Raw genomic sequence first — 25,329 nt, 5'->3', positions numbered from 1 at the left:
CATAGCTTTTGAATCCAATTCTAGTTGTTCACACCCGGCCAGTCCGGGTACTGATCCAAGCCACCTGTCGGATCTTCATTTTCATCCGAGATCATGACTTTGATGCTGAAGACAGGTTCAGCCCAGAATGTTTCACACCACACATAGTAGTCATTAAAGGTGCCACCAACGCGCTCTCGGGAGGCCGCTAGATCCGCCGGAGCATTCGCATTCGCAGCGCGATCAGGAGTCGGAAGGTCATTGGTCACCAAATAGTTCACGCCAGCGCCATAATAAGAGCGCAATTTATTTTCTGAATCCAAGTTGTAGCTGGATTCCGGTGTCACCTGAGGCAGGAAGTAGCGACCCGTATTTTCCGGGAATCCCTCCACCATGTGAGGAGCGGCACCACCAAAACACAGAGCCTCTTTGCCATCAGCGCAAGACAACTCGGTGTCAGAGCCCGAAGGTGTATAACCCGGAGCAGTTTCATCGCCCGGTGTTCCCGGATCATCCGCCACCGGCGAGGCCGCTGACTTCTGATAGTAATACGGACGGAACTTCAAAATCGGGCAAGAGGCTGCCGCTTTACTTCCCATTCTAAACTGAAGAGTGCTGTAGTAGAGCTGCCCCTCTGGAACCGTGAAGCTGCAGGTGATATCCGGTGTGACAGACGTCACAACACAGTCCCCACTTTCGGCGCGACTCAGATTCGTAAAGGCGGAATCTTCAGCAGCCGATTCCCATTTGATCCCCAGACGGAAATACAAGCCGGTGCCATCCGGAACTGTCGCATCCAAATCTGTCCCTGTGTCTGTTCCCGGATCGGTTCCCGGATCTGTGCTTGGAGTGTCCGTCACGGACGGAAATGCCGCTTCGTCTCCCGAACAGGAGATCGTTCCAAACATAGTAAGACAGAGAACCCATGCTAAGATATGCTGTGTTTTCATATACACATCTATCGGCAGAAGTTCGCATCTTATTGATACGTCAGAATATTTTTACCTAAATTTTGTTTCGTTTGCCTGACCAAGCCAGACCAAGGATCAGAAAAGAGGGGGAATTGTCGCGCAAGAACCAGACCAAGGGCCTTCTGGACAGAAGACCCCCGACTTTACAGACATTAAACTGTGATGACTTTCTTGTATTCAGCCAATCGTTTTTCAAGATCACCCAGCGTGACATTCGCCAGCGCCTTCACAGAGAAATCCTGAATCGTGTGAGAGGCCATCATGGAACCCATGATGCAGGCCTGCTTCAGATGCGCAATCGTTGGAACTTCTTTTTGAGCTGCCAAGTAGCCAAAGAATCCACCGGCGAAGGTGTCCCCAGCGCCTGTTGGATCTACAACGGTTGGAATCGGCATTGCCGGAAGGATGAAGTAACCTTCGTCCTTAGAGTACATGGCAAAACCGTACTCACCGCGTTTAATCACAACAGCCTTAGGGCCCAACGCCGTGATCAAAGGAGCCGCCGAGATCGCATTGGCCGCGCCCGTCAACATCTTCGCTTCACCTTCATTGATCAGAACCAGATCCACCTTCTTCAAAACTTCCACAAGCTTGTCTTTCTTGATGGAGATCCAGAAGTTCATGGTGTCCATGCCGACAAATTTCGGGGACTTCACCTGTTCCAAGACCTGCAACTGCAGTTCCGGCGCAATATTCGCCAAGAACACAAAGGAAGAATCTTTGAAATGCTCTGGCAACTGTGGATTGAAATCCGCAAAGACGTTCAGATCGGTTTTCAAAGTCTTGGCTTCGTTCAGGTCCCCTTCATAAGAACCTGCCCAGTGGAAGGTCTTCCCCGGAACCTTGGACAAACCCGCCAGATCCACACCACGGTTGTTCAGAAGATCATAGTCCTTCTGGTCATAGTCCTCACCCACAACACCGACAACACGAACTTTAGAAAACAAAGACGCTGCCAAAGAGAAATAGTTCGCGGAACCACCCAAAGCGCGGTCCACTTTGCCGGATGGAGTTTCAATGGAATCGTAAGCAAGACTGCCGACAACAAGAATTTCAGACATAATGTTACCTCTAGTGTTGATTGTTTTGTTCTGCTTCCTGCGCAGCCAAAAGTTCACGTTTATATTTAGGAAGACCCGCCAGACGAGAGTTGGAAATATCCATCGTCTGAGGACGCTCTTTCACTGTGGTCAACTGACCGCAAGCTGCAAAGATGTCACGACCCATGGAGCGACGAAGAAGAACATGCGCCCCCAGGTTCATCAGCTCGGTGTGGAACGCCTGGATCGTGTCATCGTCAGGACGCTCGTAACCAGAGCCCGGATGTTCATTGAACGGAATGATATTGATTTTGCACGGAACGTCTTTCACCAGTTTCACCAACTGACGTGCATGTTCCAGTTGATCGGTCACGCCTTTAAGCAAAACGTACTCGAATGTGATCTTGTCTTTGGAAACACGGTAGTGCTCTTTACAAGCATCCAGAAGTTCTTTGATGTTCCAGCGTTTATTGATTGGCATCACCTGAGAACGGATTTCGTCGTTCGGACCATTCAAGCTGACTGCCAAACGAACTTTCGCATCCGCCACACGCCACATTTCAGGCACGATACCGGATGTCGAAACCGTGATCTTCTTGCGGGACAGATTGATACCCCAAGGGGAATGGATCACGTCGATGGTTTTAAAGACCGCTTCTGGATTGTCCAGCGGTTCACCCATACCCATGAACACGATATTGGTGATACGCTGACCTTCACCCAAGCGATCATGCACCTGCATGAACTGACCAACGATGTCTTCAGTGCGCAAACGGCGTTTTAGTTTTTGTTTGCCGGTGAAGCAGAACTTGCAGGCCATGTTACAGCCCACTTCAGAGGAAATACACAAAGTCAGACGGTCTTCGGAAGGAATGACCACGGCCTCAACAGACATGCCGTCTTTCATGTCGAACAGGAACTTCTGAGTGCCATCGACAGATTTCAAGTGCTGAAGCACCGGAGGAAGATCAAAGGACAACAAACTTGGCAACGCCTGACGGAATTCTTTGGACAGATTGGTCATCTGTTCCGGATCGGTCACACGCTGTTCATAGACCCATTTGAAAATCTGCTGAGCACGAAACTGCTCTTTGCCTTTGCTTTTGATATAGGCTTTCAGATCTTCCAAAGTCAGGGAATAGAAATTGACCGGTTGATTTTCAAGGGGTTTGGCGACGTTGTCGTCAGAATAATTAACGGGCGCAAGAATGCTGCCGGCGTTTGCTTCCATCTTCGGGCTCCTTGGCTTGTTACAGCCGTGCTTGTTACAGCTGGGATCTTCACCGATCTGTCGGCCGACCCCGTTTGGTTAAAGGATTATGTGTGCAGGGTTTGTAGCATAAGCCCCCTTCATTTCCTAGGGATTTCATATAATTGAGACATCAAGAAGGGGGTTTTTGAGGGCTTTTCGGGAAAACTTACAAGGAATCAAAGCCATCTATAGCCTTAAAGCCACGCCCAATATGAGGGCTCGGTCACAAGCCGGTCGGCACCTATGGAAAGAATCCAGTTGCAAACTTCCTCTCTTGTTTTTCCCAGGCGCATCTCTATATTGAAGGGCATGATTTGGCCCTTTATTTTCCTGTCCTATGCCAGCCTTTTTGTTTTCGGTCTGACCGACAATATCCGAGGGCCCCTCTTCCCAGAAATCCTTAAGCAGTTCGCCGTCAGTGACGGCATGGGCTCTTTGATGTTCGCTCTCAGCAATATCTCGGGCTTGATCTCCAGCTATGCCTGCCGCTATCTTTTGCGCCGTTATGATCGCCTGACCGTTCTAAAAGGTGGCACCATCGGACTGGTTGTTTCACTTTTGGGCCTGGCGGCTTCACCCATCTTCCCGGTCTTTTTGATCTTCAGTTTTGGCTTTGGATTCAGCATGGGAATCCTGGGATTGGTGCCGAACGTTCTGGTCCCGATGGGCTCCAGCCCCGAACGCAAGCAGCGGATGCTGGCCGGACTTCACACCATGTATGGACTAGCAAGTCTGATGGCGCCTTTGCTGGCGGCTTCCATCGAATATCTGACCGGCAGCTGGCGCTGGACTTTTGCGATCGCCTCGGTGGGGCCTTTGTGCCTGCTGGCGTATACCTATCACCCCAGTCACAAGTCCCTGCATTCCCGCTCGACCGTGACGGACGATGAACATCGCGCCAATAAGAAAAAGAATCTCAAGCCGCAGCTGTTTCTGGCCATCATGCTCAGCTTCGCCGTCGCGGCAGAGATTATGATCTCCTCGCGCCTGGCTCTGTACATGCAACGCACCTGGAGTTTCTCGATGGAAGCTTCCAGCCTGTATGTGACTTACTTCTTCGTGTGCATGATGGTGGGGCGCCTGATTTTCGCGGTGATTCACTTTCACCAGTCTGCACGCTTTCTGCTGTCCGCGTCTCTGGTCGGAAGCCTGATCCTGATGCTGGCGGGGCTTTACATTCATCCTCTTTTCCTGGCGGGATCGGGTTTGGCCGTGGCTCCTTTTTATCCGTTGGCAATCTCTTGGATATCTTCCGAGTTCCCGCAGGATCTGGACACCGCCGTCACTTATATGATGACCACAGATTCCTTGATGCTGATTCTGATGCATCTGGCGATCGGAAAACTGACAGACTTTATCGGAATCCAGAATGCCATTTTGGCAGGGTCCTTCTTCCTGATAGCCTCCCTCGTCATGGTCAACAGCTACGCTTGGTTTTTCAAAAAACCTTCCCTGCTGGCGCAAGCCTCCACACTGGCCCGTTAATATTTACAATTTCCATGATTTCAGAGGAAATTCGCACCCATTTTATTTAAAAACAAGCCCATGCGCTCAGGGCTTTTTTTAATCCTTATTTTGATTTCGCAATTTGCACAAGCCACTCTGGTGAACTTGCCACCCGAGGCTCAACTGCCGGTCTTGATGCTCAACCAAAACGACGAACAGCTTTACCTGCGCGGAATCATCCCAGGGAAAGGACCCAGCTCTTTGTGCGGTCCCGCCAGTGCCATCAACTGGTTGCAACTTGAATACGGTAACTTTAATAAGGACCAGCAGATTCGACTGCTTCAGCAGGCCGAACAACTCAGTCGAACTCAAGGAGTCGATATTCACCGCGGGCTGATCGAACCGCAATTGATTCAATACATGCAAAATTTGGATGCACTGCTTGGAAGAATACACCGCTATGCAGGCAAGGGGCGTTACTTTTCCGACAGCGAGCTGACTCTGAACGATCTCTTGGTTCCAGAACCACAGATTCTTTTGCTGCGCTATGATTCTCGCCCATCACCGCCTCCCCCTATGGGACGCCGTGATCGCGGGCCTCGTGGAGGCGATCCGATGATTCCTATTCTTGACGAAAGTGAAATCCGCGGATTCCATTTTGTCCTAAAAGTGACGGCTGATTCAAACGCTCAGGAAATTCTGTTTTTAGACCCCGAAAACCCTTCCCGCTATTCACGAGCCCGACTGGAAATGCGCTTAAATCCCCGCAATCAAAAGCCGGAGCTGCGCCTGCTGCCACTGTCGCGTGAAGACCTTGCCAGCTTTACCGGTGGCGGCCCCCTGCTTTGGACTGCGCTTTCAGCGATCGAAAAAGATCTTCCATAGCTCGAGGCTTTTGCACAAAGCCCCAGTTTCAATTGTTCGATAGTCGCGTTCTTTTGCACACCATCTGCACATCCTCGGGGAACTTGCGTAAGCTGATGGCATGAATACACCAAAGATTGTTGCCAGCTCGGATGACTCAAGTCTTTCACAACACCGGGAAGACGGACGCCAACTTCTTTATGATCTTGTGAAAGAACTTGTGACCGACAGTTCCAGCATTCAAGTCAGCCTCGAGGTGGGGGAGCGCACCACAGTTTACCATGTGGCATGCAGCAAAGACTGTATCGGTCAAATTTTGGGATCCAAAGGAAAAAACATCTCTGCGGTCAGAACACTTATTGGTTCTATCTCTGCCCGGAAAGGATTTCGCGCCATAGTTGAAATTCCCTTCTTTCAAGACTAAGATGGCGCGTGCCTATTTGGAGAATTTTATTTCTTTTATTTTGTCTGAATCAGACTGCGCAGGCCGCATCGTCGCTAAAAACGGTGATCGGCGAAAACATGTCGGCGCCATGGTATATTGCCAACTCTCAAGGGACCCCCAAAGGAATTACCGCAGAATATTTGCTTGCTCTGAGTAAGGAAATAAACCAAAAGATCGAGATTCTGGTGCTGCCAAAATTTCGCATTAAGGAATACTCACAAAAAAATAAAATTGATCTGAACTGCTACACCTCCCGAGAATGGGCCCACATCAGCGATGAAGACGTCTTCTGGTCCGAGCCTCTTTTCGTTTCAAAAAATCTTATTGTTTCAAAGACGACGCCGCCAAAATCCCTTGATCAACTGACGGGAGAAAGGATCGGCACTGTATTAAAGTACAATTATCCAACTCTGCAAGACAGGTTCGATTCCGGAAAACTGATTCGAGACGACTCTTCCAACGAAGAAACGAATTTGCAGAAACTCGAAAGCTCCCGCTTCAACTATGCCTTGGCAGAGGCCGTTCATCTGGCCTATTACCTCAGTCACCACAAAAATTCCAAAATTCAAAGCCGGGGCTTGGTTGTGGAAGAAGTACCCGTGCGCTGTTGGTTGCGCAAAGGCGCCCCTCTGTCCATCGGGGAACTTAATGCCGCCATCCGCAAACTGAAGACCGACGGAAGCCTCGAAAGAATCTTTGCCAAGTACCGCTAAGATCACAAATTTTAAGCCCCCCCAAGACTGACTCTGAACCTTGTCAGACCTACCGCAATGCGCCATGTGGCTTTGACTCAAGCCACATTTCCTATGGGCGCCGCACTTTTTTGTTTAAATGCAAGGTGGAGTCATGAATTAATGAACTCCATGACTGTACAGAAATTCATGCAATCTCAGCTGAAGAAACGCCAAGAGAAGAATCCCAAGTTCTCTCTAAGATCCTTCGCCCGCCTGCTTAAAACGGACCCCAGCTCTCTGTCAAAGATCCTCAATGGCCTGCGCATACCTTCGGACGAAACGGTGGCCAAGTGGGTGGATTGTCTGAAGCTTTCTGCGGAGGAAGCCGACGCCTTAAAAAATGCCGTTGCCGAAACCCACTCCTTCAATCCGTTGAACGCAGAGTTCTTTGAGTCCACCTACAGCTGGGTCCATCCCATTTTGTTGGAAGCCCTGAAGCTTCCGAACACTTCCCGCAACCTTCCGATGCTGGCTGAACTTTTTGGCATGTCCATTGGTGAGGTTGAGCAGACTATTGCATTCCTGGAAAACCATCAAATTCTGCAAAAGAACACTCAAGGAACGGGATATACGCCTTCAAATCTGACCACGGTCCAAATCCCCTACACAAGTGATCTGCGCCGCAACCTGCAAAAGAAGTATCTGGAGATGGCCCAAAAAGCGCTGGACGAAGTTCCCTTGGAAAAACGCGACAACAGCACACTCACCGTTGCAATTCACACCGATGACATCCCGGCGATGAAGGACATTATCCGTGAAGCGCGTCTTAAAATTCATCGTCTGGCTGAAAAAAGAAAAAGCCAACTGAACGCAGTCTATAACTTTAGCAGCGCCTTTTACCCCGTCAAAGAGGACGGTCTATGAAACTGACACTGACAGCTTTACTAATCTGTATTCTGAGTTTCTCAACCCACGCATCAGCCATAAATGACGGTCAGGAAACCAACGGCGGTGACCCCTTTGTGGCTGAGTTCTTGCTCGTTTTAGACTCGACGCTGGACCGCCTGCCTTGGACGTTACCTCTTGAAAACGGCGCCTCTATCCACCGCGAAGTTTTGGAGCGTGCCAAAACCACGGTGGTCTTTTCTTCGGTCGATAAACTTGTGCTGGAAGGTCGAGAAGTGGCGGCCATCAATCAGCCTCTGGCCGTTCCTCCCCGAATTGTGGTTTCACGAACCGCCTGGAAAAATCTCAGCGAAAAACAGAAAACTCTTCTGGTTCTGCATGAGCTTCTGCCCATCGTTGGAATCTTTGACGAAGACTACAAGAACTCCATCGCACTTTGGCAGCTGCTGCAACCGGACAGTCCCCTTTCTTTTGCTACAATGGAAACTGCAATCATGCAGTGCAATCGCGAGCAGCTAGAGTCCGTGCCTGAACAACGATTTAAAAGAATGATAACCCCATCTCAGATCGAATCTTTGATCTTCCGCGCTCTGGATTACGAGTGCCCGGCCTTTATCGGCAAAATGAAGGACTGGAACATCAATATGGATCTTTGCGTCGGCTCAATCAGCCTGACCAACTGGTTTTTACGAAGCGACATCCAAAGTGCCCCAGCCGCCCTTGAAATTCTGCAAACACTGCGAAGCCAGGGCGTTCCGACATCCAAGATATGTGCACATAAGGTCAATGATAGCTGCGAACAAGTCAAAAAGACGAAGCTTCCATTTCAGTCTGAGCTCCGCACCGTCATGGGTTGTGAATAAAAAGGGCGTTTGAGGCCCTTTTTATCATTCATCAGTGCAAGACAATACCTTCATCCTCTTCAGGAAGTGACTCCCGGATCTCTTCCGGCGTGGCCTCCCGAACCTCCAAAGCCTCGATTTCAAAAATCAGATCCTGGCCGGCCAAAGGGTGATTGCCATCCAAAGTGATTCGGTCCTGCGACAGATCGGTCACTCTGAACTTTTCCACCTTTTTGCCTTCACGGGCAAAAAGAACACTTTCCCCCACTTTTAATTGAGAGCCTCCGACCAAAGATTCCCGCGCCACCTCCAACACCTTGCTGGTGTCGTAGAACCCGTAGGCTTCTCCAGCGCTCAGTTCAATCTGGCGCTTTTCACCTTTGCGGATATTTTTTAAACCAACGGATAAACCCGGCAGAGAGTGATCTGCACCCGGCAAAGAGGTCAGAACATCGCGGTTGTAGGTCGAACTGATGACCTGACCCAGCCTGTTTTTAAGAACACAGTGAAACGATACAATCTGAACGTTCATAGCATGTCCTTTGTTGGCGAAACATTGTTGGGTTCAAAACCCTGATGCATTTGCGGTTCAGTATCTAAAAAAACAGCTAACAAGTATCAATTTGAGTCACGTGGATCACATGGGCGACCTGGCAAGAACTGCGGTCTTGCTTGCCAGTATAACATCCTATCGGCATCTGGCCAGTCCAAATAAAGAAAAAATAACACGAAGATTACTTAAATCTATCGTATTTGAGCTCTACGGCCGGGCCCAGCCACAAGGCCGCCTGAGTATGGTCATACAAATCATCCCCGGTCAACTCATGCACCAGGACCGAAAGCTCGCCGCGCTCATGCATCAGCCACAGAACAACTTCCGTAAAATGCTCTTTGGGGAAATTGATTTCAAACATAGGTACGGGGTGAGGTCCGATGGCTTCGGGAATCATCTCACCCACAAAAACTTTTTTACCTTCAAACATCCGAATGGCTTCATCACGCAAGTGAGCCGCCTTTTCGCGATGAGCTTCATCAAAGTAAATGTGCGCATCAAATTCACGGGGAAAACCTGCTGGCAAAAGCTTGCTGTTCACAGTGTAGGTCTTTTGCATCGCTCCCCCCGATCGCTTAGTGAGCTGTTTGGATATACTCTTTTAGCTCAGGAATTTCACACGGAACACAGCCCACTTTGCCAACAACCACACCTGCGGCGTAGTTTGCCAACATACAAGAGTGAACCAAAGAAAGGCCCGACATCAAGCCCAACGCCAATGTGGCAATGACGGTGTCACCGGCTCCGGTCACATCGAACACCTTGCGGGCGTAGGTCGGAACTTCCGTGATCTCGTCACCGGACACGATGGTCATTCCATCTTTTCCGCGAGTCAGAACAACTTCCTTCGCACCGGTGATTTTTTGCAGTTCACGCGCCACTTCGATCACCTTATTTGGATTGTCGCGCAGATCATTGAAGTCCTTGCCCGTCAACACAACAGCTTCATCGTAATTGGGCTTGATCAAATCCACACCCTGATAGAATGAGCCATGATTGTTGCGGTGTGGATCGACCATCAGCTTTTTGCCGTGCTTTTTGCAAATTGCAGACACTTTTTCCACCACATTGCGAGAGATCACACCCTTGGCGTAGTCTTCGATCACCACACAGTCTGCTTTGGCCACATTCTTTTCCACAGCCTCAATCAAGCGGGCTTCGGCTTCGGCAGAAAGATATTTTTTTAGCTCGTAATCCACCCGCACCAGGTGATGGTGTTTGGCCATCACACGCGTCTTGCGGGTTGTCGGACGGGCTTTATCCACGATCATGTATTCCCAGCTGACGCCATTTTTTTCAAACAATTCACGCAGCAGATTCGCCCCGGTGTCGTCGCCGACAACAGAAATCAACATGGCTTCCCCACCCAGGCTGGCGACGTTCTGAGCGACATTGGCCGCCAACCCCAAACGCATGTCTTCTTCTTCCACCTCAAGCACCGGAACCGGAGCCTCGGGGCTGATACGACGAACCTGACCCATGACGTATTCGTCCAGACCGACGTCGCCAATAATCAGGATCTTTTTACCCTTCAGAAAGGGGATCTGATTTAAAAGAAGCTCTTTTTCCTGAGGGCCTACGGTGGCCTTTACGGGTGTTGTCATTTTTTCAATCTCCGGAAGCTGATATGGCTCTTTTGTAGCCCATGGGGACGGGACTGTCACCCCTAAAACCCCGGACTTGGCTCTGGGGCGGGCCTCGTGATAGAACCTGCAGCCTATGTTCAAACCCAAAGGCAAGTTTCAAGGCAAATCCCCCGCCCACAAAGGCGCCCCTGTTCGCAACCACGGGACCGAGCGCTCCTCGGAAAAAAACCTGCCCTATGGTTTGATCTATAAACAAAATTACATCTCTGCCCGGGAAAAAGCCGAGATCATGGAATACCTGCGAACACTTTATCCGATCTGGGAAATGCGCTATTCCAAAAACAACCCGCCTCCGGAAAACCAAAAGCAGAGGCCACTTCTGCGCCCGGTGTACTGGCTGGGGAACTGGCAGTTTGCCTGCCTGAACTACTATCACCCTCCCAAAGGAATTTATAACCGCTGTGTCACTGCGGAAGGTTACCCGCCGATCCTGGAATACCTGATTCAGAAAATTGAAGCTCTGATACACGACACCTATGCTCCACGCGACATTCCCCGGGGCTGGCATCTGAACACATGTCTGATTAACTATTACGGCGACCAGATTGGTGAAGACGGCAAGAAAAATGATTGCGCCCGCGTGGGCGAGCACAAAGATTTTGAACCAGGGCCGGTGGCTTCAATTTCCTTCGGTGAACGTGCGTTCTTCCAGTTTGTGTCCAGCCAGGGAACAGAGTCCAAATCCAACGTCGTCTTTCAACAGTGGCTGGAAGACAGCTCTTTGCAGATTTTTGGCGGAGATAAATATAAAAAGCATCTTTTCCACCGGGTGCAGCGTGTGGACCGCAAGGAAAACCATATCTTCCCGTTAAACGAGATCGACAACTTTGAAACCCGCCGGATCAACTTCACGTTCCGCTATGTTCCCGATGAACACGTCACACCGTTTTATCGCCTGTCCGCGGAAGCCCAAGAAGACGTCCGCGGTTACATGACAAAACTGGCCGAGCACTCTGAGTTTTTTAAAGAGCAACTGGCCAAACAGCCCTGAGCGTCGCCCTGCCTGCACTCTGGTCGATGGAGATTTTCAGATTCTGATTCAACCAGCGCACGATCATTTCCTGCTCGGATCCAGTCATATCCTGATTCAGGAAACGGAAGTCAAATTGTGACAGTGGCAAGCTCAGGTTCATTGACTTTTCTTTGCCCTTGGCATTTTCCACTTCCAGCGCGATGGTCACAAAGCCGGATTTCTTGCCAGGCTCTTCAACCTCAAACCGCACCCTGGAACCCTGATCAAAGAAGCCTTTCCATTCCTCGTCCGACAGATCCACATCCAGATGTCTCTCGGTCATTTTGAAGTCCGGGGAATGAGACAGAATATACGACTGGAACAAGGACGTGATCGCAGACCAGTCATAGGGCACCGGCAAAGTGCAATGAACCCCTTGAGGCAGCTCCACGACCCGGATGTTTTTACTGTCCACTTTCAATTCTTTGTTCTGCAACTGCTGGGAGTTTAAATCATATGGCACCGCCGGGTCCTGCTCAGTTGCATAAACCAGCACGGGCTCTTCCACATGTTTGTAGTGACGCCAGAAATCGTTGAGCTCCCAGAAGTGAGTATTGTCTTCAACCCCCGGAGGCAGTCGGACCGAGTTCACATACGAAAGTCCGCCATGATATGTTCGGGCAATTTCAGAGATGGCCTTGCTCAGGTAAGAGAAGCTTTCAAAACTTTCAAGCGCCGGGATTTTTCTATCCAAACCTTGCAAACGCTGACGGCTCCATAAATCCACAAAGGCTGACTTCACCCCACTGTGGGTCAGGCTTTCCATCGTCGCGCGCAAGTTCACGACCGGACACAGGGCCGTAAACGAGTTGATCAGCGGTCCTCGCTTCGGCGAGTTGTATTTGTTCAGCAGAGACGAATACAGAACTCCATGCCCCCCCAGGCTGATCCCGAAAAGATGGATGCTGTCCACCAACTGCGACAGAGGCTCCACCGGGTCCGTCAACAACCGGGCCACCTGAATGTTCTGAATGCCTTCGTCATAACCGCCGAAGGAGAATCGACTGTTGTTGGCCACAAAGTCAGGGCTCGACATGTTTTCAAGCATCAGGACATTGAAGGGCGACTGTTCAAAGAGCATCATCAGCCACGCACGCTCGGGCTTGAAGTCTTCGACATTTGAGAAGATTCCCAGACGCACAATCACCAGCGGACGGCGTTTCATATCCCCCTTGAGTCCCAGCAAACCTTTGAGTTTTACATTGCCCGGCAGATTCACAACCACCCGGCGCAGGAAGGGATGCCCCTGAGGATCGTACTTCATCGTCATCATCCGTCGAACGTTCATAAACCAGCCGTCGTCGCCGGTCTCGAGTTCCGTCCGACAGTCCTGGAAGTATTTCTGAACCAACGCCCCCTGCAACTGAACCGACTTTTGGACGCGCGGGTCCTGCAATCGTGCCGCCCACACTTCAGGGGAGCATGCCGTGGACATCAGCTTCGGCGCTCCTGTCGGAATCCAACTGATGATGTTGGTCATTATAAAGTTCAGAGGCTCTGGATAACGCCCCGGGCTGTCTGCCAAAAGAGGAGAATTGTCGCCGGGGAAACTGATGCGAGAGCTTTGAAACTGTTCAAGAAAAGCTCGTTGCGGGTTGGCGGCAAAGACGTTGGAGCTGACGACTATAAGGCTGAAAAAACATAACCACGACCGAAGCATAGGGCCTCATTGTGGCCAAAAAGAATCATCGAGTCATCACCTTTTTCCGGAGTGACTTTGAGTATTTACTTCAATAAAATTTTTCGGTGTATTTAAGGAGACACATACCATGGAACACAAGATAGAGCCTCTCTATGACGGGCCTCTTTTCAGAAACGCCATTCAAACTCTCGATGAAGCTGCCAAAATTATCAACTGTGATCCCAACATCCTAGAGCGTCTGAAAAGGCCTCGTCGTTGCATCACTGTTTCCGTCCCTGTGCGCATGGACGACCACAGTGTGAAAGTCTTCACAGGTTATCGCGTGCAGTATTCTCCAACCTTGGGCCCTTACAAAGGGGGCATCCGTTACCACCAGAATGTGGACCTTTCTGAAGTTGTGGGCCTTGCGGCTTTGATGACTTTCAAGAACTCTGTTTTGGGTCTGCCATTGGGTGGAGCCAAAGGTGGTATCACTGTTGATCCAACCAAACTTTCCCGCGCGGAAAAACAAAGCCTGACTCGTCGTTATGCTTCTGAGATCGGGCCTTTTGTTGGACCGACAAAAGACATCCCGGCTCCGGATGTGGGCACAGATCCTCAGACCATGGCTTGGTTCATGGACACTTATTCTCAGGAAAACGGCGGCTTTGCACAGCCGGGTGTTGTGACTGGTAAACCAGTTGAGGTCGGTGGTTCTTTGGGTCGCAACCATGCCACAGGTCTGGGTGTTGTTTATGTTGCGGAAAAAGCTTTTGAAGCTTGTGGCATGAACTTGAAGGGCGCGTCCATCGCCATCCAAGGTTTCGGTAACGTGGGCTCTTTCGCGGCGAAATTCGCTTTTGAGCGTGGCGCCCGTATCGTGGCTGTCAGCGATGTGTCCGGTGGTATCTTCAACGGTGACGGTTTGGACATTCCTGACGTCATGGAATACATCAAGGCTCACAAGTTCCTGAAGGGCTATCCAAAAGCTCAGCCGATCAGCAACGAAGAACTGCTTGAAGTGAAATGTGATGCTTTGTTCCCGTGCGCTCTGGAAAACCAGATCGACACGCACAATGCTGAAAAAATCCAGGCAAAAATCATCGTCGAAGGCGCCAACGGTCCTGTCACAAATGCGGCGACCAAGATCCTTCATAAACGCGGTGTCTTCATTGCTCCGGATGTTATTGCCAACGGCGGTGGCGTGATTGTTTCTTACTTCGAGTGGGTGCAGGACACTATGTCCTTCTTCTGGGACGAAGAGGAAATCAATGGTCGCTTGAAAGGCATTATCACAAAAGCTTTCGACAAGGGTTATTCCCTGGCTAAAGAAAAGAACATTGACATGAGATCCGCAGCAATGGCGGTTTCTGTTCAACGTCTTGAGCGTGCGATGCTTTTGAGAGGCCTGTACCCTCGCTAGTGCTTGGGGCAGGATGTGGGACTGGATTTCATGAAAAAACCCTGGCTTCTTTTACCACCCCAGTGGGCTCACGACCTGAGCTCGCTGGCCTTACCTGCCTACGCACTTCTTCATGGCAAAAAAATCCCGCACTGGAAAAGCTTTACGTGGCGGGATCTTTACTTCCCCAACCCCGTGGGCATTGCCGGTGGCGTTGATAAAAATGCGGAGCATCTGAAAGACTGGTGGGCCCTGGGCTGTGGTTTCGTGGAAGTCGGCACCGTCACTCCCCGAGCACAGACACCGAATCCAGGTAAAATCATGGACCGCGATCTGAATCTTCAGGCCATGTGGAATAAGATGGGGTTTCCCAGTCATGGTGCGGAAGAGGTGTTTTATAATCTGGCCTCCTATGCGCCAAACTATCGCACCCCTATCTTTGTAAATATCGGAAAAAATCGTCACACCCCCAACAACAGTGCGGTGAATGACTATCTGACCTTGGTGGACCAATTCCGTCCGTTTGCAGATGCCTTTGTTGTGAATATCTCCAGCCCCAATACGGCCGGCCTGCGAGATCTTCAGAAAAAAGAGAATCTGCGCGCTTTGATTTCTCCGATTGTGGAACGCGTCTCTCACTTTGAGCCCACACCCGTTCTGGTAAAACTGTCGCCGGACATGGGTGATGAGGGCCTGGCTGAAGCCGTAAGCAACTGTCAGGAACTGGGTGTTGATGGCTTTGTGCTGACAAACACCACTCTGTCCCGCCCCGAAGGCTGCCACTTTCCTGCCGAAGGGGGCTTGTCGGGAGCTCCTTTAAAGAATCTCTCCAAGCGTGCCCTCGAAGTGGCTGTTCAAACTTTAGGCAAAAAACGTGAAGGCCTGCTTTTAGTCAGCGTTGGGGGCATTATGAGCCCAGAAGATGTCTTTGAAAGATTGCAAATGGGCGCCGATCTTGTTCAAATTTATTCTGCACTTGTGTTCCATGGACCAGGTTTCTTCCATAACGTAGCAAGAAGGTATAATGACGGGCGATAGCGCAGTGGAGACAAAACCTAAGAAATCAAAAATCCGCAAGGGTCATTGGATTCCTGTGGTGGCTGGTTTTTTGCGCAAAGACGGCAAGATTCTTGTCGGTCAACGTCCTGAGAACAACTCCCTGGCTGGCCAGTGGGAATTCCCTGGTGGCAAAATTGAAACCGGTGAAACCCCGGAAGAAGCTTTGGCTCGCGAATTAAACGAAGAGCTGGGCATTGAAGCCGAAGTAGGTGAACTGAAGCTGGCTTGCACTCATTCCTACGGAGATGTAGGGATTCTCATATTATTCTATGAAATCCTATATTGGAAAGGCGAACCCCGTGCCAAGCATCACATGATGCTGGAATGGATTCATCCGGAAGAACTCAAACACCGCAATATTCCGGAAGCCAACCGCAAGATCTTGCACAAGATCTACAAAGCTTTAGGACTTGAATGGCGAAAATAATACTGGTGAGCAAACATGTGAATGCGACTTCCTGGCAGCTTGCACAAGCTCTCAAGGCGCAACAACATGAAGTGATTCTGCTGACCAGTTACGGTGAAACTCCCCGCGACACCAGCGGTATCGAGTTCATGGGTTATTTCAAAAAATGGAGTTTCCTGGAAGGTATTCGCATCATCCCGGGATTGTTCGGCCTGCAACCGCAAATCCTGCATGTCCTTTTGGATGAAGACCGCATGAGCCCCGCGCAGATGGTACTTTCAACCTTCGCCAAATCCCATCCGACTTGTGTTTTAACGACGTCCCTTCTGAATATCCGCAAAGGCCTGAGCCGCAGAAATCCGGTTCGCTATCTGATCGAAGAAAGTGACATCATCACCTGCCCCACCGTGGAAGCACTGGGGTTGTTGCGTGGACTGGATGTTCGCTCCAACCGCCAGGGTCGCGGAATTTTACCGCCGGTTCTGGATTTGAAGGCGACTCCTCCCTCCGAAGAAGCCGTCGAAAGCAGCGAACTGCATTTACTGAAAACCCTGGCACAAAAGCCTTATGTGGTGATTCCTTTCAATGAACCTCGTTTCAATCCGGAATCTGAAAGCTTCATCCGCCTGCGCACGGTTGCACAAAAATATAAAGTGGCTTTGTGGGGAACGTATTCTCACTGGTCGCTGCGTGATCGCAAACGATTCGCTGCCTGGATGGAAGAGTTCCAATGCGGGGATCGCTGGCTGTTAACTGGACCTCTGTCTGCTTCGCTGACTCAAAATCTGCTTCAAAAAAGCACGGCTTTGATGCTCGCAGGCCAGCAGTTTACTCCGGTGGAAATGACGGAATACTATCTGCGGGCGATTCAGTCTCAGGCTGTTTTGATACTGGACTCGCGTCAGACCAGTGTGCATTCCGACCTTTGGAAAAACACGGTGAACTGCTGGGTTCTTAACCAAGGACAGTTGCAAAAAGACCTCATCAAACTTTTGGCCAAAAGCCATCTGAAACTTCCAGAATCCCTGTCTGAAAAGCTGGCTGAAGACCGCCATCTGATCGACTCTTCCATGAATGAACTCAATCGTCTGTACAACAAGGCCTTGAATCATCTAAGATAGGACATGGTCAAAAAGTCCCGTCTGCCGGAAACCCTCAATATCTGCCTGACATCCCATCGCTTTCCGATTCTCAGTCGTGCGACCGATCATGGTTTTTTGTGGCCAATTGCCAAGGGTCTGGCTCGCGAAGGACACAAGGTCACAGTTCTGGCGGCCAGCTCTGCCATGAAAAAGCCGGAAGTGCTTCGCGATGGTGTGAAAGTTCATTATCTGTTCGAGGGTGAAAAGAATCTGTCCCATTTAAGTTTTCAAATGGCGGTTCGCCAGAAGTTCGCACAACTTCACAAGGAAGATCCATTTCACATTCTTCATAGCATCGACAAGTCCGGTTACCGCGTCGGGACTCGCAAAAAAAAATTCAAAGTGGCGATGGCTTACGATGTCGAAGCGACTCAGATGTCCCAGCTTTTTGCCATTCTGGCGATGAAGCAGGAAACCCTGGGCAGTATGCTGACCACCGGAATTGCGACAGCCTATAAGTTTTTGACCACCTACTATGGTGGCGACCGTCAGTTGCTTTCTACCGCCGACGGAATTTTCGTCACCAATCCCCAGCAAAGGATCATTCTGGAGAGATATTATCTTTATCCGGATTTCCACACCTACACGGTGCCTTACGGGATTGAACTGGGTGACTTAAATCCGAAAGAAAAATCCCTGGAACTGAGAAAAAAACTGGGCATTCCTGAAAACGCCCATGTCGCTGTTTCCATCACCGACATGACCGAAGTTCAAGAGGTCATTCCGTTGTTGCGGGCTTTCGAAAAAGTCGCCATCAAAAAACCAGGCAGTTACCTTTTACTTGTTGGCAATGGGCCTAAATTTAAAGAGATCGAGTATCAAGTGCTGAACCTGGCCCTGGGCAACCGCGTGATCATGACCGGCGCGGTTCCGACGGGGGAACTGGAAGATTACATTGTTTTAGGTGATGTCTTCGTTAATATGGGCTCTCGTACAACTGGGTTTGAGCCCTCCACCTTAGAAGCTATGGCTCAGAAAAAGGTCGTTTTAGGTTCGGAAGTGTCCCCAATTGCCAATATCATCGAAGATGGCCGCGATGGCTTCCTTCTTAGACCTGCCGACGTCGACTCTATGAGTAATTTACTGGTTGAGATCTTTTCCGGGACGATGCCCGCCGAAGAAATCGGCGAAAGAGCCCGCCAGAAGGTTGTTGACCTGTTTGACACCCAGAAAATGGTCCAGTCAGTCCTTGATGCTTATCGTAAAATCCTGCTCAATACGGGCTTGTATAAGAAGCATTGAGTTAAATCATTGAAAAGTGGTAGTCAGCCCCCGGCTCTTCTGTATAATCGAGAGTGTTATCAATACTTTAAGTAGGTCAGTTGAGATCTTGGAAGTTCTGAAGGACGCGAGAACATGACAAAAGCGGATTTGATTAATTTGATCTCTGAAAAAGCGGGTATCACCCGTGTAAAAGCAGAAACCGTTGTGAACACCATTTTTGATTCTATGGTTGAAGCTTTGATGCGCGATGACCGTATCGAAATCCGTGGTTTTGGTTCCTTTGTGAACCGTCAGTATGGTGCCTATAAGGGGCGTAATCCCCGCACAGGTGAAATCATCAATGTTGATGAAAAGAAATTGCCGTTCTTCAAAGTCGGCAAAGAGTTGAAAGAGGATATCAACGGCGGCCCGGACGACGGCAAAGAATAAAAAAAGGGAGCTTCAAAGCTCCCTTTTTTATTTTCTGCGAATGAAGCAGCTTACTTACAAGTCGTATAATTCACTTGATAGAAGTACTCAGAGTCCACAAACGTCGTCACGCAAGTATAAGTCTTGCCATCGTAAACACGAACAGTGGTTTGCACAGCCAGATCAGCCCCGGCGACGCTCACAAATTTATGACCTTCGATCGCGGCGATTCCTTCATCAAAACCCAAAACTTCATAAACGCTTTCGTTGGTCATCGTGTAGATCTCTTTCATTTTCCCGGCAAATGCAGGAGCAGAAACAAACACCAAAGCAGCAATCAAAAGACCTTTCATATTGGAACCTCCGTTAGAATTTAAAAAGAGGCCCCTTTCTAACGGAGGCCCCGCAAATAAAACAGTCAAGATTCCCTTTTTGTCTTTTTTTCACCCGAAAAACCATGCGATCATCCCTCTACGGAGGCGCTATGAACACATCCGATCTGATCATCCCGACTTTACAGACTGAACGTCTTGTTCTGAGGGCCTTTTCACTGAACGACGCCAAAGAAATTCAACGTCAGGCCGGCTCACCCAGAATCGCCGCCACCACGTTGGCCATTCCTCACCCCTACCCTGACGGAGCCGCCGAGGACTGGATTGCCCGTCATCTGGAAACTTTCAAAAACGGCCACGGCGCCGACTGGGCCATCACACTCAAAAGCACCAACGAACTTATCGGCAGCATCAGTCTGATGAGCAGTAAAAATCATCATCGCTCCGAAGTCGGCTATTGGGTTGGCGAAGAGCACTGGGGCAAAGGTTATTGCACAGAGGCCACACGCGCCGCCATTCGCTATGGCTTTGAATCTTTGGGACTGAACAAAATCACATCTTGTCATATGGCCCACAACCCAGCTTCCGGCAAAGTCATGATCAAAGCCGGAATGGAAAAAGAGGGCTATCTCAAGCAGCAGATTTTAAAGAATGGCGAATACACTGATCTCGTCGTGTACGGTCTTTTAAAAAACGACTGGCTCAAGCAAAACAACACAGTGTAGCCAGAAAAAACAACCAGGCACCTTTTATATTCACTCGTATCTTAGGGCTTCGATGGGATGCAACTTGGAAGCTTTCGAGGCAGGATAACTGCCGAAGATAATTCCGATCAGGGCTGAGAACCCGAAGGACAGCAACACGGAGGATGGAGAAACCACCGTGGTCCATCCGACGACTTTGGCAATGAACAGAGAAAACCCCACACCCAACGCGATTCCCAGAAGGCCGCCACAGACACTGACGACGATGGATTCGGCCAGGAATTGCAGCAAAATATCGCGACGACGGGCGCCGATGGCTTTGCGCAGACCGATTTCTTTGGTTCTTTCCGTCACCGACACTAGCATGATGTTCATGATCCCGATACCACCGACCACCAAAGATATCGCAGCGATGGATGCCAGCAACATTGACATGGTCTGACTGGTGGAGTTCAGGGCCTGTTGAATATCGGCCATGTTGAAAATATTAAAGGCATCCCCTTGGGCCGAAACCGGCACACGATGACGCTTGTTCATAAGTGTCGACAGGGAGTCCTGCACATCCGGAATCTCCTGAGCGTCACGCACTTCAATGTCGACTGAGTCCACATAGTTTTTTCCGTACAAGCGATACATCGCCGATATGACAGGCACTATGATACGATCATCCTGATCCTGCGGACCGGCTGCGCCTTTTTCCGGAAGGACACCGATCACCCGGAAGTTGACCTTGTTGATTTTGATCATTTCTCCGATCGGGGATTTTTCACCAAACAGCTCTCGCGCTACCGTTGTTCCAATGACCGCCACCAGGGCACGTCGCTGATTTTCCTCTTCCGAAAAAAATCTTCCATACATCGGTGTGCTGGCACGCATCTGTTCATAAGCAGGTGCCACGCCCATCACGGAGGTGTTCCAGTTTCTATTTAAATAAGTCACCTGCCCCCGTCCCGAAGACGTGGGCGACACCTCTTTAATTGCCGGTATTTGCTCTTTGATTGTGGCCACGTCATCCAGAGTTATGCGGATGCGAACCCCGGATTCCTCGCCCCCCCTGAAAGCGCAGCCCGACCAGATTCAGATTGTCTGCGCGACGTTTTAGGATATTTTTGGCAAGCTTCAAAGAATCCTGTGCATACACCACACTGGCAAAAATGGTTTTCAAGTCATAACTCAGTTTTGCTTTTACTGTGCGCAGATTCGCCTCGGTCACTATGACCTTGCCTTCGGCTTCAGAAATCCGGGCACTGTCAGAAAAACCATTAAAGATATTTTGAGCGGCGTTCAAGTTGGCAGAATAGCCTTCATTTTCCAGATTGTCGGTTTCACCTTTTTGGTATCCCAGGTTGGCCGAGATCTGAGGCAGATAAGCGCCGTACAACGCCCGCATTTGGGATTGCACCGCTTGCAGATTTTGTTCAGCAGCAATCAATTCCGTATTATTCTTTTTTAGAACTTCCACACAGTCGGCAAACGAATAGGTCGCTGCCCCGACCGGGCCACAAGAGAAAGTCAGAATCAGGAAAACTATATTCTTTTTCATCACTCTAAATCTCACAGACTTTATTGCAACTCTCGCCAAAGAGTCAGTCAACTGTCTTAGAATAATCAATAAGTGATGACGAAACAGGGAAGGACCTTCTGTGCGTCGAAGGTCCAGAATCTAAGATATATCGGGGGCCTTACTTTTACTCTTGGCAGAACGCAAGACTCGCATCCTTGCTGCATAGAGACTTTTTAATGATCGTAATCTCTTCGACTTTCTTTTTAAGACGTTCGTTTTCCTCTTTCAAAGAGGCTATCTCACGCTTTTGTGTCGAAAGTTCACTGCGAATTTCCAGGGAATCCCCCAGCCATTTCGCATGAAGCTCCTTGAGCGCCTCAATCAGCGGCGCCACCAGGTTCTGATAGGCCACGGATTTGTAACCACTGGCATCAGTTTCAACAACCTCGGGGAAGACCTTTTCGACTTCCTGTGCAATCAAACCCATCTGCTTGCTTTGGTCTTTCTCTTCGTCTTTCCAGTAATAAGTCACTCCCCGCAGGTTCAGAATGTCATTCAAAGCTCCGTCAATGTCGACGATGTCTTTTTTAAAGCGAATGTCTGAGGACTGAGTCAAGGTTCCAGCCAAGGTCGCATTTCCGGTTGTGTACAAATTGAAATAACAAACACCAATGGCAAAACACATGGCGTTCGCTCCTAGAGGAGCCGCCGTGGACGAAGACAGCCACTTCCACTGCTGACCACCCGCGGCCGTGTTGGCATTGACGATCGATGTGTATTGCGCGTTGGAAGAAACATGCAGATGACCTATGGGATTGTTGGTGCCAATCCCCAGATAGCCCGAACTGGTCAAACGCATTTTTTCTGACATCGCTGAGCCGCTTTGTTTGTAAGCAAAGCGAAGACTGTCCTGAATGTCATCACCAAAGTAAAGCGTCGTATCGCCATCATTTAATGTTGCCGGATCCTCATCGCGATCCCACAGTGTCAAACCACCGAGATCATTTCCAGCACCATAGACAGCAATTCCCAACCCCGTCATATCAGTTCCACCCACGTACAAATCAGCAACGGTGAATTTGCTGATCGGAGTTGTCATATTCACCCCGACATTTCCCGTAGCAGCAACCGTCATTCGAGGAATATCACTGGTCACAAAGTGCACTGGATGAGCACTGCCGGTCCCCACCCCAAAGTTCGCTGCTGGATTTGTTGTATAACTTCGAAGCATGACCGAGTCCGCCTTGGGAATCGTGCCTCCCCCCCAGTTGCCGGTCACTCCGGTCCCATAACTGATCAATTGCACACCACTGCCATCAGTTTCCAAATCCACCGCCGCCGTGGCATTATCACCAGCGCTGGAGTTTTTAATTAGCAGTGCTGTATCGGAAGCCTGATCCCTTTGAATATGAAGGTTCTTGGTCGGAGCAGAAACACCGATGCCGACAAATCCCTCCGAAGTCACACGAAGCTTTTCCGTCGAAGTGCCTGCGGTCATCGTGACAACACTTAAAGCGCCGTTAATCGTGCTTGGCGTGGCACTGTCCCAAACGGTTTCGGTATAAGTACGTACACCCGCGGCCTCGGCAAAACCGACCCCGTTATAAGCTCGTGATTGAATAGAACCCACCAAGCTTCCCGCCGGCATCACGGCCGGGGCGGCAGCAGTGCCATACGATCTGTTCATGATGAGGGCCGGAGTGTTGGTGGTTGAATACGTGAAAATACCAAGATCATCGTTGGCATCCCCGACACCATCATTGACCAAAGTCAAACCCGAAGCGGGAGCCGTTGTGCCAACTCCCAGGCGTCCTGTTGTTGTCAAGGCCATGCGAGCGGTTCCACCTGTTACAAACTGCAGATTTTGTGCATCGGTCGTTCCAATATTGGCAGTCGCTCCGAAGGCGTTGCCGCCCTGTTTTAAGTACGTGCTGTCATATCCACCCGCAGGAAGATCTGCCGCCGCAATAGTTCTAAACGTCGGAGCTCCACTGGCACCCGATGGTGCGGCAAAGAAAGTCTTTGCTGACTGCGACCCAAAGTTCACTTTAGCCGAAGCAATCGAACCGGAGATATTGGATTCCGTAATGGAGATGTTCTGACACGTGAATGAATCTGTCAGCGAAGACCAGGTCAAAGTTTTATCCGCTGCACAGGATGAACCAGGGAAGATCGTATTTCCCGGAGTCACAGTCGAGCGAATGTCAGCAAGACTCAAGAAATTCGGTACATACTGAGTGCCATCATAGCGAAGCAACTGTCCTGCGGCTGTGGGTGCCGTGGCTGAAATCGCTTTTCCACGCAGCTTCACCACATCGGGATTGGGATAGGTCCCGTCCAGATCACCACCTGCAGTTCCCGCAGGAGCAACACCGGCAATAGTCACCTCTGTAACCGCCGTCAAACGACCTTGTGCATCCACCGCAAACTGCGGAACTTTTGTCGCAGTCCCGTAAGTTCCCGCCACAACGGAGGTGTTAGCTAAATTCAACGTGACTGCTCCGGAAGAGCCGCCCCCTGAAAGACCGGTGCCCGGATTGACTGAGGTGATCGTCCCGCCAGTTCCCGTGGCACTGATCGTAATACCTCCGGGACCGTTATTAATACTGACACCACTGCCGGCACTTATCAGCGCCGCTTGCGGAACATCCCCTGTTTTACCAATCAGAATCTGCCCGTCTGTCAAAGCTGGGGCTTCAACAATTTTCCCGGCGTTGGAAATCATAATCCGGTTGTTATTAAGTGCCGTCCCACTGCCGGTACCTCCCTGAGCAACCGGCAGCACCCCGGTGATGCCACTGGCTTTACCAGCAATATCCCCAGAAATTTTGGCCCCTGAAATCGAGCCGGATATCTGAGTTTCGGTGATTGTTAAAGTCTGACATTCAAATTTGTTGGCCGGAGTCACAAACACCACGGCCTGCCCTGCCGTACAAGCGGCCGATGGCAACACGGAGGAAGAAAGTTTATTGCCCATCGCCGTATCCAATCCGGCAATATCAGCAGATGTCAGGGTCGCTGGCACCCAGGTGCTGGAGCCGTCCAGTTTCAAAACCTGTCCCGCAGTTGGCGCCGTCGCACTCACGCTGACCCCATGGATCTTTTCGGCATTCAAAAATCGATTGTCATTGCCCGCAGCCAGGGTACCCGCCGAGTTCCCGATGACAGCCGAGATGGTGGGAATAGAGGCCGTTCCGCTTTTCACAAGGTAGGGGCCTGTCACATTCAAATCTGAAACCATTCCCGCTCCGCCGGCATCATTCTGGCAAAGGAAGTTGGTCCCATCGAACGTCAGATACTGACCCGCCATACACGAGGTCACTTCATTCTTCAGAACAAAGTCTGTCGGCAGCTTGTCACCGATTCGTGAAGACGAGTAAGCATAGTTTGCAAAGGGCACGGCCCGGATGATGTTGTTGGGGGTGATTGCCTTCCACCCGGTTCCGTCATGAAACTGAACCCGTAGAACCCGGACTTCGTCATGGGCCGGAGTGTAAGGAGTGGCAACACCGCTGCAACTGTGCGCGATGGAATTGTTAAAAACGTCACGCAGACTGTACGTGCTGGCCGTCGGAAACAGCTTGCTGCCTTCGCCGATCGCAATATCAAAGACCCCTTTGGATCCCTGCATGTTCACGCCATCACGTTGTTCACGGTAAAAGACACAAGATCCACTGGCATTTGTAATTTCAAATGCAAAGCTGACGTTGTTATATTCCAACGCCGTTCCGTCGGGTCGCAGAATACGCCCCTGATAATTCAATGTTGTCGGAGTGGCCCCTGCCAGATCTGAAAAAAGCAGGAGGATCACAGCCATATACCAAATACGTGCCGTTATATGTGTTCTCATATAGTACTTTTCGGCGACATTCCCGGATGGCGTTAATAAAGTTTCGC

At 50.2% G+C, this 25,329-nt stretch carries 25 protein-coding genes; 14 read left to right on the top strand and 11 right to left on the bottom strand.

The genetic code is table 11. From position 1 onward, the window contains the following. Positions 1-20: 20 nt before the first annotated feature. From ACZ5ZZ_RS03125 to rlmN, 3 genes are all read right to left on the bottom strand, one after another. Positions 21-929 (bottom strand): hypothetical protein, encoded by a 909-nt coding sequence (locus tag ACZ5ZZ_RS03125; protein WP_464141201.1) that lies wholly within the window; start codon positions 927-929, stop codon positions 21-23. 173 nt (positions 930-1,102) lie between these two features. Continuing rightward, positions 1,103-2,011, bottom strand: a complete 909-nt coding sequence (locus ACZ5ZZ_RS03120; protein WP_464120144.1) for a PfkB family carbohydrate kinase — start codon at positions 2,009-2,011, stop codon at positions 1,103-1,105. A gap of 10 nt (positions 2,012-2,021) precedes the next feature. After that, positions 2,022-3,221, bottom strand: coding sequence for a dual-specificity RNA methyltransferase RlmN (gene rlmN / locus ACZ5ZZ_RS03115; protein WP_464120143.1), 1,200 nt, complete (start codon positions 3,219-3,221; stop codon positions 2,022-2,024). A 330-nt stretch (positions 3,222-3,551) separates the two neighbouring features. On the opposite strand from rlmN, the gene ACZ5ZZ_RS03110 reads away from it, so the two are divergent. The 6 genes from ACZ5ZZ_RS03110 (at position 3,552) to ACZ5ZZ_RS03085 (ending at position 8,440) form a co-directional block, all read left to right on the top strand. Beyond that, positions 3,552-4,727: an MFS transporter gene (locus ACZ5ZZ_RS03110; protein ID WP_464141199.1), complete on the top strand. Its 1,176-nt coding sequence runs from the start codon at positions 3,552-3,554 to the stop codon at positions 4,725-4,727. Between the two features lie 90 nt (positions 4,728-4,817). Further along, positions 4,818-5,573, top strand: a complete 756-nt coding sequence (locus tag ACZ5ZZ_RS03105) for a hypothetical protein (RefSeq protein WP_464141197.1) — start codon at positions 4,818-4,820, stop codon at positions 5,571-5,573. 100 nt (positions 5,574-5,673) lie between these two features. Further along, on the top strand, positions 5,674-5,976 hold the full coding sequence (locus ACZ5ZZ_RS03100; RefSeq protein WP_464133352.1) for a KH domain-containing protein: 303 nt from the start codon (positions 5,674-5,676) through the stop codon (positions 5,974-5,976). A gap of 98 nt (positions 5,977-6,074) precedes the next feature. Next, the gene (locus ACZ5ZZ_RS03095) at positions 6,075-6,710 is read left to right on the top strand and encodes a substrate-binding periplasmic protein (protein ID WP_464141195.1); all 636 of its coding nucleotides are present in this window, start codon (positions 6,075-6,077) and stop codon (positions 6,708-6,710) included. 141 nt (positions 6,711-6,851) lie between these two features. Then, a complete protein-coding gene (locus ACZ5ZZ_RS03090) occupies positions 6,852-7,595 on the top strand; it encodes a TIGR02147 family protein (RefSeq protein ID WP_464120138.1) in 744 nt (247 codons plus the stop codon). Then, a complete protein-coding gene (locus ACZ5ZZ_RS03085) occupies positions 7,592-8,440 on the top strand; it encodes a hypothetical protein (RefSeq protein ID WP_464141193.1) in 849 nt (282 codons plus the stop codon). Before ACZ5ZZ_RS03090 ends, ACZ5ZZ_RS03085 begins: the two co-directional genes overlap by 4 nt. 31 nt (positions 8,441-8,471) lie before the next feature. Here the strand turns inward: ACZ5ZZ_RS03085 and ACZ5ZZ_RS03080 are convergent, their stop codons facing one another. From ACZ5ZZ_RS03080 to rfaE1, 3 genes are all read right to left on the bottom strand, one after another. Then, positions 8,472-8,951, bottom strand: a complete 480-nt coding sequence (locus ACZ5ZZ_RS03080) for an FKBP-type peptidyl-prolyl cis-trans isomerase (RefSeq protein ID WP_464141192.1) — start codon at positions 8,949-8,951, stop codon at positions 8,472-8,474. Positions 8,952-9,153: 202 nt separating this feature from the next. Then, positions 9,154-9,531 carry a DOPA 4,5-dioxygenase family protein gene (locus ACZ5ZZ_RS03075; protein ID WP_464120135.1) on the bottom strand — a complete coding sequence of 126 codons (378 nt, stop codon included), beginning with the start codon at positions 9,529-9,531 and terminating at the stop codon, positions 9,154-9,156. Between the two features lie 16 nt (positions 9,532-9,547). Continuing rightward, a complete protein-coding gene (rfaE1, locus tag ACZ5ZZ_RS03070; protein WP_464120134.1) occupies positions 9,548-10,576 on the bottom strand; it encodes a D-glycero-beta-D-manno-heptose-7-phosphate kinase in 1,029 nt (342 codons plus the stop codon). Positions 10,577-10,691: 115 nt separating this feature from the next. Here rfaE1 and ACZ5ZZ_RS03065 point away from each other — a divergent pair, with 115 nt between their 5' ends. Continuing rightward, positions 10,692-11,609 (top strand): alpha-ketoglutarate-dependent dioxygenase AlkB, encoded by a 918-nt coding sequence (locus tag ACZ5ZZ_RS03065; RefSeq protein WP_464141190.1) that lies wholly within the window; start codon positions 10,692-10,694, stop codon positions 11,607-11,609. On the opposite strand, the gene ACZ5ZZ_RS03060 is transcribed toward ACZ5ZZ_RS03065, so the two are convergent. Next, positions 11,581-13,290 carry a hypothetical protein gene (locus ACZ5ZZ_RS03060; RefSeq protein WP_464133339.1) on the bottom strand — a complete coding sequence of 570 codons (1,710 nt, stop codon included), beginning with the start codon at positions 13,288-13,290 and terminating at the stop codon, positions 11,581-11,583. The two genes, ACZ5ZZ_RS03065 and ACZ5ZZ_RS03060, sit on opposite strands and share 29 nt — an antisense overlap. A gap of 109 nt (positions 13,291-13,399) precedes the next feature. Here ACZ5ZZ_RS03060 and ACZ5ZZ_RS03055 point away from each other — a divergent pair, with 109 nt between their 5' ends. The 6 genes from ACZ5ZZ_RS03055 (at position 13,400) to ACZ5ZZ_RS03030 (ending at position 18,913) form a co-directional block, all read left to right on the top strand. Further along, on the top strand, positions 13,400-14,674 hold the full coding sequence (locus tag ACZ5ZZ_RS03055) for a Glu/Leu/Phe/Val family dehydrogenase (protein WP_464120131.1): 1,275 nt from the start codon (positions 13,400-13,402) through the stop codon (positions 14,672-14,674). A 30-nt stretch (positions 14,675-14,704) separates the two neighbouring features. Next, a complete protein-coding gene (locus ACZ5ZZ_RS03050; protein WP_464141188.1) occupies positions 14,705-15,691 on the top strand; it encodes a quinone-dependent dihydroorotate dehydrogenase in 987 nt (328 codons plus the stop codon). Further along, positions 15,678-16,139: an 8-oxo-dGTP diphosphatase MutT gene (mutT, locus tag ACZ5ZZ_RS03045; protein ID WP_464120129.1), complete on the top strand. Its 462-nt coding sequence runs from the start codon at positions 15,678-15,680 to the stop codon at positions 16,137-16,139. The genes ACZ5ZZ_RS03050 and mutT overlap by 14 nt, the downstream gene beginning before the upstream one ends. After that, positions 16,127-17,239: a hypothetical protein gene (locus ACZ5ZZ_RS03040; protein WP_464141187.1), complete on the top strand. Its 1,113-nt coding sequence runs from the start codon at positions 16,127-16,129 to the stop codon at positions 17,237-17,239. Before mutT ends, ACZ5ZZ_RS03040 begins: the two co-directional genes overlap by 13 nt. A 3-nt stretch (positions 17,240-17,242) precedes the next feature. Further along, a complete protein-coding gene (locus tag ACZ5ZZ_RS03035) occupies positions 17,243-18,502 on the top strand; it encodes a glycosyltransferase family 4 protein (RefSeq protein WP_464141185.1) in 1,260 nt (419 codons plus the stop codon). Positions 18,503-18,616: 114 nt separating this feature from the next. After that, on the top strand, positions 18,617-18,913 hold the full coding sequence (locus ACZ5ZZ_RS03030) for an HU family DNA-binding protein (RefSeq protein WP_464120126.1): 297 nt from the start codon (positions 18,617-18,619) through the stop codon (positions 18,911-18,913). Positions 18,914-18,963: 50 nt separating this feature from the next. On the opposite strand, the gene ACZ5ZZ_RS03025 is transcribed toward ACZ5ZZ_RS03030, so the two are convergent. Further along, entirely contained in the window at positions 18,964-19,245 is a 282-nt protein-coding gene (locus ACZ5ZZ_RS03025) for a hypothetical protein (RefSeq protein WP_464120125.1), read from the bottom strand. Between the two features lie 131 nt (positions 19,246-19,376). Here ACZ5ZZ_RS03025 and ACZ5ZZ_RS03020 point away from each other — a divergent pair, with 131 nt between their 5' ends. Next, entirely contained in the window at positions 19,377-19,949 is a 573-nt protein-coding gene (locus ACZ5ZZ_RS03020; RefSeq protein WP_464133333.1) for a GNAT family N-acetyltransferase, read from the top strand. Positions 19,950-19,979: 30 nt separating this feature from the next. Here the strand turns inward: ACZ5ZZ_RS03020 and ACZ5ZZ_RS03015 are convergent, their stop codons facing one another. The 3 genes from ACZ5ZZ_RS03015 to ACZ5ZZ_RS03005 all read right to left on the bottom strand — a co-directional run bounded on the left by ACZ5ZZ_RS03015 (position 19,980) and on the right by ACZ5ZZ_RS03005 (position 25,282). Beyond that, positions 19,980-20,936 (bottom strand): ABC transporter permease, encoded by a 957-nt coding sequence (locus ACZ5ZZ_RS03015; RefSeq protein WP_464141183.1) that lies wholly within the window; start codon positions 20,934-20,936, stop codon positions 19,980-19,982. 1 nt (position 20,937) lies between these two features. Next, positions 20,938-21,471 (bottom strand): TolC family protein, encoded by a 534-nt coding sequence (locus ACZ5ZZ_RS03010; RefSeq protein WP_464141181.1) that lies wholly within the window; start codon positions 21,469-21,471, stop codon positions 20,938-20,940. Positions 21,472-21,616: 145 nt separating this feature from the next. After that, on the bottom strand, positions 21,617-25,282 hold the full coding sequence (locus ACZ5ZZ_RS03005; protein WP_464141179.1) for a tail fiber domain-containing protein: 3,666 nt from the start codon (positions 25,280-25,282) through the stop codon (positions 21,617-21,619). Between the last annotated feature and the right edge of the window lie 47 nt (positions 25,283-25,329).

Source organism: Bdellovibrio sp. HM001 (genome assembly GCF_055397275.1).
The sequence above is the reverse complement of the archived record's forward strand: the minus strand, read 5'-3'. Positions and strand labels throughout refer to the sequence as shown.